General features: G+C 47.6%; 1 protein-coding gene. It reads right to left on the reverse strand.

The genetic code is table 11. From position 1 onward, the window contains the following. Positions 1-24: 24 nt before the first annotated feature. Positions 25-14,568: an amino acid adenylation domain-containing protein gene (locus KIK04_RS05380; protein ID WP_332329998.1), complete on the reverse strand. Its 14,544-nt coding sequence runs from the start codon at positions 14,566-14,568 to the stop codon at positions 25-27. Positions 14,569-14,594: the final 26 nt, after the last annotated feature.

Raw genomic sequence — 14,594 nt, forward strand, 5'->3', positions numbered from 1 at the left:
TGGCTTATGATTTATGGCTACCGCTTAATGAGAAGTGACCGTTCCTGTCTCTTCTTTATGCGCTTGCTCCGTAACCACTTGCTTCAAAATGGCTTGAATCACTTTCACATTTTCCTCTAAAAACTCTGGTTTCAGTAGCTCATGATGCTGACCAATAAGCGGATACTGCTCATATTTGCCCACCGTCGCATCTTTCCAACGCAAACGATCAATCACAGTACTGCTCTCAGCGTCCGCATGCCCCTCCACTAGCCCGTAAATGTTGGCTTGAACTTCGCCTGTGTTCAAAAGCTGCTGTTGATAATCATGGTAGCTAAACACTTTACGCTTGTATCTTTCAGCAAGTTCCTGCTTGTCTGGCGTATACTCACCGAACAGCTCTTTAATGAACTCGACGATAATGCTGTCCATGTCCAACTCTTCATGCTGTATCGTTTCATCCATTCGTATCGAATCAATCATGACGATATTCGATACGACAAGTCCGCGCTGTTCCATCGCTTTTGCCACTTCAAACGCCAAATTACCACCAGCGGAATAGCCCATCAGCATATAAGGCCCTTGCGGCTGAATACTTATGATGGAATCCACGTATTGCTCCAGCATCTGCTCATAGTCGGCACAATCATCCAAAAAGTCGGTACTGTATAGCACACAATGATGCTCAAGCAATATCGCCATCTCGGCAAACGCAATCCCATAGCCCATTGCTGGCGGGAAACAGAACACATTAACCGGGCCATGCTCATTAAATTTAATGAATGGATTAACGACACCTTGGCTTCGATCCATCATGAATGCTGTAAGCTCATAAGATAGCTCCTCTAACGTAGGTGCCTCAAATACCGTACGAAGAGGTACCTCGACCGCTAGCTCTTTTTGCAGCTTACTGACCAATTCCAGAACTTTGATCGAGTTTCCACCGAGATCAAAGAAATTGTGCTTCACTCCGACGTTCGAAATACCGAGTACGTCCTGCCATATTTGAGCCATATGAACTTCCATTTGTGTGCGAGGAGCTACATATTCGGTATTCGTTCGGAAGTTGTATTCTGGCTCCGGCAAGGCTTTTTTATCGATTTTGCCGTTCGAGGTGAGCGGCATTTGCTTCAATTGAATAAAGTAGGACGGGATCATATAGCTAGGTAGCGTTTGGGTCAGTTCAGCTCGCAGCGTCCCCATCGTCAACTGCTGTTCAGCGACGAAATAGGCGCACAACGATTTCTGTCCTTGCTCATCGTCAATAGCCACGACGAGCGATTCGAGAACAGACTCCACTTTCGAGAGCTGTGCTTCCACTTCTCCAAGCTCAATCCGATAACCGCGAATCTTGACTTGATTATCGATGCGGCCTATATACTCAATTTGCCCGTCTGGTAGCCATTTGACTAAATCCCCCGTGCGATACATCCGTTCTCCTGCCTTAAACGGGTTATCTACGAACTTCTCTGCTGTCATTTCAGGACGATTCAAGTAACCTCTTGCCACTCCCTCACCTGCTACACAAAGCTCTCCCGCTACCCCAATTGGCAGAAGCTGATTGGAGGCGTTCACAATGTACACGCGATGGTTAGGCAGCGGTCGGCCAATCGAAACTTGGTCGGCCACGGTCGGATCTGACTCCACAGACCACATGGTCGTCGCAATGGAGTTTTCCGTCGGCCCGTATGCATTGAAATAACGCACCTTGTCTTTCCATTTACGAACGAGGTCGCTAGTAGCGGCTGAACCCGCCGTAACGAGCGTCGTAAAGCTCGGAATATGATCAGGCTCCAAATAAATAGCATACGATGGCGGTAATACGCCAGCTGTGATCTGGTTCTCAGCGATATATTTTTCAAGCAAGCGATAATCCATCACCGTCGAAACGGTAGGCACATACAGGGTCGCGCCGCACATTAATGCGCTGTACATTTCCCAGCAAGCCGCATCAAACGATAAGCTCGCGAATTGGACTACTTTATGGTGAACGTCCATTTTCAACGACTGGGCAAAACAGATGCTTAAATTGCTCAAACCGCGATGCTCCACCATAACCCCTTTTGGCTTACCAGTCGTTCCTGAAGTATAAATGACATACGCTAAATCGTCAGGCCCTGCGCATCCTTGTGGGCTCAACTCTGAGCTATCAGCGTCATATACGCTAGCATCATCCAAATCAATAAGCTTACCTGTAAAGGATATCGTTGCTGCCAAATGAGACTGTGTGAGCAGCAATTGCACGCCCGAATCATCCAAGATGTAGCGGACCCGATCCTCTGGATACGTCGGATCAATCGGTACATATGCACCGCCCGCCTTTAAAATACCAAATATACCGATGACCATTTCAAGCGAGCGCTCCACGAGTATGGCTACTAATTGATCAGCCTTTACTCCTTCCGCTCTTAACGTGCGAGCAAGCTGATTAGCTCGTTCGTTCAATTCCCTATACGTTAACTGTGTCTGCTCAAACACGACCGCCACTTGTTCGGGATGACGCTTCACCTGATCTTCAAACAACTGATGAATCGTTTTGTCCCGCGGATAGTCTGCTTCTGTTCCGTTGAACACGTCTAGTAACTGCTCTTTCTCTGCTGGCGTTACCAGCTCAATAGAAGACAATGGCTGCTGTGGATCGTTCACCACGCAGTCGATAAGTTGTACAAAGTGACCCGCCATCCGCTCAATGGTCGCTCGTTTGTACAGCATTGTTCCATATTCCAAGTTGAATATGATACCCATCTCATCCTCACTCGCTTCTAGCGTGAGGTCAAACTTCGCAACCGACGATTCACTTGGATAAGGCTTTAAACTTAAGCCTTCCATTTGCAGCTCGTGTGAGCTCGTATTTTGGAGGACGAACACCGTGTCGAACAAGGCGTTACGGCTCATATCCCGTGTCAGATCGAGCTTCTCAATTAATTGTTCCAGCGCATAGTCTTGATGCTCGTACGCGTTAAGCGCATTTTCCTTAACCTCTTGCAAGTATTGAAGGAACGTCTTTTCTCCTGCTGGATAATTTCGCAGCGCTAGCGTATTGACGAACATCCCGATAATCGGCTCCAAGTCTGCGTGCGACCTTCCCGCAATAGGTGCGCCTACAATAACATCTTCTTGCCCCGTATATTTATGCAGCAACGTTGTATACATAGCGAGCAGCACCATGTATAAGGTTGAACCTGTCTGTGCCGCCAATTGTTTGAGCGCAGCGCTTTTTTGTAGGTCGAGCGTAAAGGTAAACGTATCACCCGCAAAATTCTTGACAGCTGGTCTTGCATAATCGGTCGGCATGTCAAGCACAGGCAGCTCGCCTTTAAACACATCCAACCAATACGCTTCCTGCTGGTCATCCCTTTCACGCTGCGTATAGCTTTCTTGCTGCCATACCGCATAATCTTTGTATTGAATACGTAATGGACTTAATTGCATTCCTTCATATATTTGAACAAATTCTTGTACGAACACGCTCATAGATGCGCCGTCTGAAATAATATGGTGCATGTCGAACAACAGTAAATGGCGGGTAGGCTCAAGCTCAATAATTCCGATTCGAAGCAATGGCGCCTGCTTGAGATCAAATTTGCGTACAAATTGTCGGGCAAGCTTATTTGCCTCTGCCTCTACTTCTGCGATTTGCCCATCATCCTGTTGCCCATCTGCGCTAGCTTCGAGGTGCCAATACTGAACCTCAAATGAAACCTCATCATAAATGCGCTGCACTAACTGCTCGTTGGCGATTTCAAATCCGGTACGCAACGACTCATGGCGTTCAATCAGCTTTTGCACAGCCTGCTCGATTCGATTACGCTCCAACGGCCCTTGAACCGTGTAGATGCCCGGCATATTGTAGCTTATTTCCCCACCCTCAAGCTGACTCAAAATATAAATTCGCTTCTGCGCAGACGAAACGGGATAGTACGCTCTCGCTTCTGCAACCGGAATGGTCGTATGCACATCTACTCCTTTATGCGCATACAGTTGTGCCATCTGCTCAATCGTTGGATACTGGAATACGTCTCGAATCGGCATGTTCCAATCCAACTGCCTGTGAATGTTGGACACTAGCGTCGTCGCTTTTAAGGAGTGCCCACCTATTTCAAAAAAGTTATCCTGAACCCCGATGTTCGGTACACCAAGCACCTCTTGCCAAATGTGCGCCAGCTTAATTTCCACCTCACTGCGAGGTGCCACATAGACGGTGCCTGTCTGTATGCTTCCTTCTGGAGCAGGCAAAGCCTTACGGTCTATTTTGCCGTTCGGCGTAAGCGGCATCTGTTCCAGCTGTACGAAGTAGGACGGGATCATATAGCTTGGCACTTCCTTGGCCAGCGCAGCTCGCAGCTCATTCACGCTAAGTCCTGCGCTTGGCACTTCGCCTAGCACTCCGCCGGACTCTTCGCCAGACCCTGCAAGCCCGCTCGCGGTCGCCGCAGCTTCACTTCGGCTGTCCGCTACAAAGTACGCGCACAAATATTTCTGACCGTTCTCGTCATCCCGAGCAACGACAATCGTTTCCTTCACCGCTGCCACATTCAGCAGGCTCGCTTCGATTTCGCCAATCTCGATGCGATATCCGCGTATTTTCACCTGATGATCGATTCGACCCAAATATTCAATCGTTCCATCCGGCAACCATTTAGCTAAATCCCCCGTACGATAACATCTTTCGCTCGGTCGGAACGGATTCACGCCGAATTTCTCCGCCGTCAAATCATTTCGACCCACATAGCCACGACCCACACAATCCCCTGCAATGTACAGCTCCCCAACTACGCCGATCGGCTGTACATGCCCTCGATCCGATAAAATATGAATCGTCGTATTCGCAATCGGGCGGCCGATCGTAGGCACGCCAACTTGTACCTCGTTTGGCGCAATCGTCAACGTCGTCGCAACATGCGTCTCCGACGGGCCATAATGATTGTGCAAGTGAACTTGATTGTGGCGTAAGAAACTCGCCAGCGCCTCCGGTATGACCAGTTGCTCCCCTGCCGTGATCATATGCTGCACACACGTCGGGAAGCGTTCAGCCAACCCGTCCTCCATAAATAAGAACTTCGTCAGCGCCGTCGGCAGCAACACCACATCAATCTGCCAACGCTCGATAAAGGCCATGAGATAAGCCACATCTTTCTTCGCTTCCTCATCAATGATGTATAAACTACCGCCAGCTGCCAGCGTCGAGAACAGTTCCAAGTAGCACATATCGAAGCTGCTCGTAAAATACTGCATCACGTGCTGGTCATACGGAATATTCGTATCCCGATATTGGAACTCCAACAAATTGACCATGTTGCGGTGCTCCAACATTACACCCTTCGGCGTTCCAGTCGTTCCTGATGTATAAATGATATACAACGGATCATCCGCTTCGCCGACCGACACCCATCCAGCCGCTTCTGTCAAAGCTCCTGCACGACGTGCTGTTTCGGCACCATGATCCGAACGCGCTGCCGTAGACAAATCCTTCGCAGCCGCACCATCCACAGCATCATTCACGGTGCCATTCCCGGTGCCTTCCACAGTAATTCCTTGCTCTTGCCCCTGTCCTTGCTGCAACACCTCATACACATCAAGTAACTCAACATCGCTAAATTCCGTTCGCAAACGATCCAACTGCTTCGTTTCCGTGACAAGCAGTCGAATGCCGCTGTTGCTCATCATGTACTGAATCCGATCGAACGGATACTGTGGATCAATCGGCACAAAGCAGCCGCCCACCTTCAAAATACCCCAAATTCCGGCGACCATTTCCGGTGAACGCTCCGCCATCACACCGACAAAGCTGCCACGCTCCACGCCGCGAACTTGCAATTCCCGGGCCACTTCGTTCGCCCGTTCGTTCAGCTCCCGATACGTCCATTGCACAGGCTCCCCTGCTCGCTCACCGACTACCGCAATCCGGTCCGGCGTACGCGCCACCTGCTCTTCGAACAGCTGGTGCATCGTCTTGTCCCGCGAATAGGTTGCTGCCGTGCCGTTGAACACATCCAGCAGTTGCTCTTTCTCTGCTGACGTGACCAGCTCCAACTCATTGAACGGAATGAGTGGGTTACCCACGATTTGCTCAATAATATGAACAAACTGTCCCTGAATCCGTTCCATGAACGCTACATCAAAAACATGAGCATTGTATCTAAAGCACACCGTAATTTGTTCCCCTGGTGCGATAATTAAATTAAAGTTAAAGCTTGTCTGCTCCACCGCTGCAACATTGCTAACGCAAAAACTAGCTTCCTCACCTCGGCTTAATTGCTCGACCTGCTCAGCGATTGGGTAATTTTCAAATACTATAATATGATCGATCAACTGCTGCTTCTGTGTGGTAAGCATCTGAGTCTCATACAAGGGGTAAAAATCATACTCACTCGATGCCACTGCCTGCGTTTGCACCTTTTTCATCACTTCAGCAAACGGTTCGTCTACTTCATTACGAATACGAATCGGAATCGTATTAATAAATAAGCCAATCATATTCTCCACATCTGGAATGTCCGACGGCCTACCTGACACGACACCGCCAAACACAACATCTTGTGAACCGTTGTATTTTTGCAAAATAGCGCCCCATGCCGTTTGCAGCAGTGAATTTATCGTCACTTGATACTGCTTCGCTGTCTGCTGCATCTGGTCAGTCAATGACTTGCTCAGCTCAAACGTCAAGGCCTCTGCGTCATATTTTACATTCTGCTCTTTGCCTTGCAGTTGCCCCTGCGGAAGTACCGCGTTCTGCTCATAGTCTGCTAAATAATGACTCCAATAGCGGGCCGCTGCGTGATCATCCTGCTGTTCCAGCCATTTAATGTATTCGCTATATGGGGTTACCGGAGGCAGCTTTGGCGTTTTTTGCTCTAATAAAGCATAGTAGACTGCAAACACTTCTTGCGTCACCAGCGACATACACCAACCGTCCATCATAATATGATGATTACTCCAGATTAAATGGTGCGCTTGCTCAGCTGTACGCAATATGGTCAAACGCATAAGCGTGTCTTCAGCCAAATTGAAACCTTTTTCCTTATCCCTGCGTGCATAGTCAGCAAGATAGGAAGTCATATAGTCATCATGTTCGGTGTCACTCACTAGTTCCAACTTGTCGCCCGCCACTGCGGTCGCTCTCAAACCGCGTAAATCTTCTACAATGAACTCAATCTCCTTGCTTCGGTACACGATCTGTAAAGGCTGTCCTTGCCAGTCACTATAAAAATTCGTTCTAAAAATTTGATGGCGCTCGATAAGTTCTCTGAAGCTCTGTTTAAATAGCTCCAAATTAAAGCTTCCTTGCAGATCAAAGGTCATTTGTTCAAAATAAGCACCTGAATCCGCATCGATCAAGCTATGGAACAACATCCCTTTTTGCATAGGGGTTAAGGCGTATACATTTTCCAGATCCCCAATATGACTTGTCTGCGCAATAAGTGTATCTAATTGCTCCGTCGTCAAGCCCTTTAACAATACATCGCTTGGAGTTAAGACCGTGTGTTCTTGTGCCATACAATGTGCGACTACTTGCTGTAAGCTCGATCTCAGTAGTGCGATTAGCCGCTCCATCGTTTCCCGGCGATACTGCTTACCACTGTAACCAACGGACAACTCCAACGTACCATCATGGATCATGGCTGTTATATCAAGTACACTATCTCGGGCAGCACTTGCACCTACCTCTTTCCCACTTGAAAAATAGGATAACTGCATGTCGTTATTAGACAAATCCTGATCAAATTGCCCAAGGTAGTTAAAGCTTATTTCAGGCTCCACATAAGAGCCATGATTGGCGTTGGACAAATATCGCAAAATGCCGTAGCCAATTCCTTTATGCGGAATTTGACGTAAACTTTCTTTTACATTTCTAATGTGCTGTGCGACCTCTAGATCAGCACTGATACCTAGCACGACGGGGAATTGGCTCGTAAACCAGCCGACAGTGCGCGTGATGTCGATGTCAGACATAATCGCCTCCCGGCCATGTCCCTCCAGATTCACCAGCACATGTTCCAACCCTGCCCATTGCTGTACGGCCATGCCGACTGCTGTAAGCAGTAAATCGTTCGTATCTGTCGTATACGCACGGTGCGCATGCTTCAGCAGTTGCTCCGTTTCGACTTGTGAGCACTTCGTGCTGACAAGTTCCGTATCTTGTCTTAGCGGCTTGTCCTGCACAAAATCTTTAGGCAGCAACCGCAAAGCAGTCGGTATCGTTTGCACGGACTGCTCGACCTGCTGCCAATAAGCATGCTCTGCTTCCCGATCTTCGCTAGTCGCATAGGAGGAAAGCTGTTCCGCCCATGCTTGGAAGGAATCCGTCTTTAGCGGCAACCGGATTGGTTGTCCTAACTCGGCCTGTTCATACGCAGATGCAATGTCTTCAAACAAAATGCGCCAGGAAACGCCATCAATGACTAAATGATGAATCGCAATCAGCAAATGATCGCCGCCTGCACAGCGGAACAGCCCTAGCTTAACTAGTGGCCCTTCACTTAACTGAAAACTGCTCTGGATTTCAGTCGCCTTGGCTTCAATCGCTTGCGCAACGGTGGAATCATCTGCTGCATCAAACAAATTGACAACTTCAATGCTGAATAACTCGCCCTCATCCGCTCCCCGATTCCATGCTTCAATCCCATTCTCTTGTTGACGGAATACGAGGCGTAGCGCATCATGGTGCAACACAAGTTGTTCAAACACTTTATGCAATGCAGCTTCATTAAAGCCTTGTCTTTGATACAGCATGACTGCCTGATTATAGTGATGCTGCTCACTAAATTGCTGTTCAAAGAACCACTGCTGAATTGGCGTTAACCGCACCGCCCCATTCACTTCACCTTGATCGGCTATCGTGCCCAACGGTACAATACGTCCGCTCAATTCCGCCACGGTCGGATGTTGGAACAAATCTTTCATTTCTAATTTATAGCCCGCTTGGAACAGCCTTGAAGAAACTTGAATCGATTTAATCGAGTCCCCGCCTAGCTCAAAGAAATTATCCAAGAGACCAACCGAGCTCGCTCCCAATACTTCGTTCCAAATCGACACTAACAAAATTTCCATTTCGGTACGCGGCGCTACGTACTCCGCTCCCGAATGTACGTCTGCCGCTGGTTCTGGCAGTGCTTTGCGGTTAATTTTGCCGATTGAGGTGCGCGGTAACCGCTCTAAAGGTACAAAGTACGACGGAATCATATAGGATGGCAGCTCTTGTGACAGTACGCTCCTTAATTGCGCTACTGTCAATGCACCTGCTTCCTCAGTCACGTAATACGCGCATAGCGTTTTTTGTCCATGCTCGTCTTCTCGCGTAACGACGACCGCTTCCGTTATGGACGGAATCTCGGCAAGCTTAGCCTCTATTTCGCCAAGTTCAATACGATAGCCGCGAATTTTGACCTGATCATCGATCCGTCCGATAAATTCAATTTCCCCGTTAGGTAGCCATTTTCCTAAGTCACCTGTTCGATACATTCGCTCCCCAGATACGAACACGTTGTCCACAAACTTTTCTACCGTCAGATCAGGACGGTTTAAGTAGCCTCTGGCTAACCGCTCTCCTGCAATATACATTTCACCGACGACGCCAATCGGCTGCACTTGAAGATAAGGGTCCAAAATATAAATGCTTGTGTTCGGAATTGGCTTCCCTAAAGTAACTTTTGCATCTGCTTCACACTTACTAAGTAGAGCATCAATCGTCGCTTCAGTAGGACCGTAAGAATTGTATACGACGTATCCTTTTGCAATGATTTTATTTTTCAATGCATCCTCAAGCCGTTCCCCACCGCTAATGATGATATTTAAACCAGGTATCTTATCTCGATCAGCCAGCAACTGCTGAATGAGTGACGGTGTTGTATCTATAATGTTAATTTGGTGTTTCGCCAAATATTGCGCAACCTCGTGCATATTTAGTAACGTTTCTTTAGCGATGGCGTGTACGGTAATGCCATGCAATAAGGTACTGAATACCTGCTCCACACTCGGGTCAAATGTATACGATGTCGTCATCAATATTTGCGGGTTAATCGTTGACAAATGTTGATTGTAGTACCAAGTCATCGTGCTTACGGCAGTTCGATGTTCAATCATGACGCCTTTGGGCTGACCTGTTGTACCTGACGTGTACAGTACATAGTGCAAATGATGCGGCTCAGTAATAGACACTAAGTTAGAGCTATCTTCGTGATAAGACTGCTCATCTTCCAGCAAGACAAGCTTGCCTATATAGCCAGCAGACATAATGTGTTGCTGTAAATGACGCTGTAATACGACCAGCTTTGCATCAGAGTCTTGAAGCATATAACGTATACGCTCTTCCGGAAATTCAGGATCGATCGGTACATAAGCGCCTCCGGCCTTTAATATGCCGAAAATGCCCACAAACATATCGATCGAGCGATCAGCTACGATAGCTACCAATTGATCGGCTTGTACCCCTGAGTTTCTTAATGTGCGTGCAAGCTGGTTCGATTTCTCATTTAATTCCCGATAGGTCAACTGCTGATGTTCAAACACAACGGCCACACGGTTAGGCGTACGCTCTACCTGTTCCTCGAATAGTTGATGAATCGTTTTATCGCGCGGGTAATCTCTTGCTGTGTCGTTAAATTGTACGGTTAGTTCATATTTCTCTGCTGAGGACACCAGTTCGCAAGCAGAGAGTGTTGTGTGAGGGTTCGTTACGATGATGTCAACTAACTGTATAAAATGGCTTGCCATTCGTTCTATCGTCTCGTGTGCAAACAAGCTAACACTATACTCTAGGTTGCACAACAAATCTTCCGCTTCATCGAACACATCGAGGGTCAAATCAAATTTGGCCACTTTCAGCTCATTTGGATAAGGCTTTAAGCCCAAACCGTTTACAGGCTGCGTATTCCGCTTGACCGTTTGCAACGCAAACATGGTGTCAAATAACGCACTGCGGCTCATATCCCTTTTTAGATTCAGCTTCTCAATAAGCACTTCCAACGGATAATCCTGCTGCTCGAATGCTTTAAAACTGTCTTCTTTGACTTCTTGTAAAAAGTCGTAAAATGTTTTTTCGCCGGACGGATAATGGCGTAACGCCAACGTGTTCACAAACATTCCGATCATCGATTCCATATCGGCATGTGGTCGGCCCGCAATCGGCGTTCCTACAATCAAATCCGTTTGGCCTGAATATTTGTGCAGCAAAGTAGAATACGCTGCCAACAAGACCATGTATAGGGTCGAACCTGTTTCCGCCGCAAGCTGCTTTAGACCTTCACTTCTCTGCTTGCCAAGTGCAAACGGGTAAGTTCTGCCCTCAAAGCTCTGGATAGCAGGTCTTGTGTAATCCGTAGGCAAATGAAGGACTGGTAACTCCCCATCAAATACATGAAGCCAGTACGCTTCTTGTTGTTTCAATTGCTCGCCATGAATGGATGCTTGCTGCCAGACCGCATAATCTTTGTACTGGATTTGCAATGGCGATAGTGATTCTCCTTCATAGAGGCGCACGAATTCTTCCAGCAAAATATCCATGGATACGCCGTCCGAGATGATGTGATGCATATCAAGCATCAAGATATGCGTTTCTGCTTCACATGCAATCAGTCCCATACGCAGTAGTGGTGCCTGCCTTAGATCAAACGGCTGCACGAATTGGCGAACGACTTCATCCGCTTCCGTTATATCCGCTTGCCAATAGCCCAGTTCGAATGCAACATTTTCGTAAATTCGCTGTACAGGCTCTCCTTCAACGAGATCAAACCCCGTGCGAAGCGTCTCATGACGTGTAATGAGTTGTCGGAAAGATTGTTCGACACGCTCGCGATCCAGCGCACCCTCAACTATGGTTACAATCGGCATATTATAACTCAGCTCGCCGCCTTCCAGCTGACTTAAAATATACATCCGCTTTTGGGCCGAAGATAGCGGATAATACTCTCTCTCATCTGCCACTGGAATCGATACAAACGACTGCTGTTCTATTTCATCAATGAGCAGAGCCAACTGCTCGACCGTCGGATGCTCATAAATTTGCCGCAGCCGAATTTTCTTTTTCATTTCCTTGTGTATGCTCGCAGCAAGCGTCGTCGCCCTTAACGAATGACCACCTAAATCAAAGAAGTTGTCTCTCACGCCAACGTTCGGGACACTAAGTACCTGTTCCCAGATGTGAACCAGTTGTGCTTCAACCGGTGTACGAGCAGCTACATATTCCGTATCGGTTTGGACAACTGCTTGTGGAGCAGGCAATGCTTTTTGGTCAACCTTACCGTTAGAAGTAAGCGGCATCTGCTCCAGCTGCACAAAATAGGATGGGATCATATAGGATGGCAGCTCCTGAGACAGAATCGTTCGCAGCTCGCTACCAGACAACTGTTCACCTGCCACAAAGTATGCGCACAATGATTTTTCGCCAGCCTTATCTTCGCTAACAACCACGATCGCTTCATGAACGCTTACTATTTTTTCAATCTGTGCCTGTACTTCTCCAAGCTCAATCCGATACCCTCGAATTTTAACTTGGTCATCAATTCGACCTAAATATTCGATATTTCCATCTGGCATCCATCGTGCCAAATCGCCCGTACGGTACATTTTGCTACCCGCCACAAACGGATTGTCCACAAACTTTTCTGCTGTTAACTCTGGACGATTGAGATAGCCCCGTGCTAGACCTGCACCAGCAACACACAGCTCCCCTACGACGCCCACAGGGAGTAGGTGATTATACGTATCGACCACGTAAACATGGTGGTTGATCATCGGTCGCCCGATCGGAATTTTCCCATCAGTAACTGGCTCTGAGGATGCATCCCACACCGTTGACATGATTGAATTTTCTGTTGGGCCATAACCATTGTAATAGTTGAGCTGGCTTGACCATTTGTGCACCAGCTCAGCAGAAGCTGCGGAGCCACCAGTAATCAACGCCCTCAAACTTGGCACATTGGCAGGCTCAAGATAGATAGCATATGTTGGCGGCAGTACTGCCATCGTAATGCCGCACGTAGCCATATACTGTTCAAACAACTGATTATCCATCGCAACCGTCGTTGTAGGGACATACAGCGTAGCACCGCACAGAAACGTGCTGAATATTTCCAAGCATGAAGGATCGAATGATAAGCTTGCGAACTGCACGACGTTATCGTCTCCGCTGAGTTGAACCGTTTGGTCAAAATACGGTTTGAGATTGCACAAACCGTGATGCTCGAGCATAACGCCCTTAGGCTTACCTGTCGTTCCTGACGTATAAATCACGTAAGCTAAATCGTCAGGGCCTCCCGAATGCTCCAAATTGGAATCATCTTCGTGGTACGCTTCAGGATCATCTAGATCGATGTATGTGCCCGTAAAAATGGCTTCTGTCCCTTGATCCTGACTCTGATTCTGGCTCTGATGCTCACTCTGGCCCTGTAAACGCTGACGCAAATGATGTTTAGTAAGCAGCCATTGTGCTGCCGAGTCCTGCAAAATATAGCGGACACGCTCCTCAGGATAATCAGGATCGATAGGCACATACGCTCCACCAGCCTTTAACACCCCAAAAATGGCCACGATCATTTCCAATGACCGCTCCACCATAATACCTACCAGCGCATCCTGCTTAACTCCTTCTGCTTGCAACGTGCGGGCAAGCTGGTTGGCACGTTGATTCAGTTCACGATAGGTCAACTGAGTATGTTCAAACACAACTGCCACTTGCTCCGGAGCTCGCTCCACTTGCTCTTCAAATAAGCGATGGATCGTTGTGGTATGCGGGTAGTCAACTGCAGTCGCATTGAAGTCTATTACAATTTGCGCCTGTTCATCAGCTGATAAGAGGCTGACTTGCGCAAGCTCAAGTTCTGGCTGAAACAATACGACTGCGAGCAGATGATTCAGATGGTTCGTAAACTGTCGAATGAAATCTTCACTGAAGAGGGCTTCGTTATATTGAATGTCCATGTGGATCGCTTCTTGACTCACATCAAAACAAAGGGTAACGTCTGACGTCACCTGTTCACGAAATTCTAGACGATGAATTTGTTTCGACGCAATAATCGTGTTAATGATAGGCGATCCATTCACGTCTACTTGCGCATTCAGGTCGTCCGTTAAATGCCAAAAAGGAACACTCTGGTGCTCAATCGCCTCACTAAATGATCCTTTCATTTGGTGCAGCAGCGATTTGAAGGTGTGCTCTGAATGAACACTATTTTTCAAAAATAGCACATTGTGCGCAAGAGGCGACTCCACTTTTGCAGACCGGATAGTTGGAACAGCAACTACAATGTTTTCTTCTCGTGTATATTTGTGTAGCAGCATCGCAGCTCCGGTTAACAGCATCAAAAAGGCCGCTGCCGGCGATCCGCCAGCGATCAACTGCATTTTTTGGGCAACGTCCGGTTGCAGCGAACGATTAAAAGAGCGAATGTTGCTTCTATCGCCTTTATTTACAGCCGTTTTTTGATAAGGGAGAGTTGTAAGACGATCCTCAGAGTCAAACTTACTTTTCCAAAATTCCAGTTCTTGCTCAAAAATATCTGCCATGTCTAATCTCTCCTCTTTCTTAGAAGCTACATCTTTTTCATAAAGGAATGAAGTTATTTTGCGGGTGTATGCTGTCATTACATTCATACATACACCCGCAACGACCAATCTAT

The organism is Paenibacillus sp. 481 (genome assembly GCF_021223605.1).
Taxonomy (GTDB): Bacteria; Bacillota; Bacilli; order Paenibacillales; family Paenibacillaceae; genus Paenibacillus_B.

Excerpts from the sequence above, each read along its gene's own strand:
- KIK04_RS05380 (WP_332329998.1), bottom strand. The coding sequence starts at position 14,568 with ATGAATGTAATGACAGCATACACCCGCAAAATAACTTCATTCCTTTAT.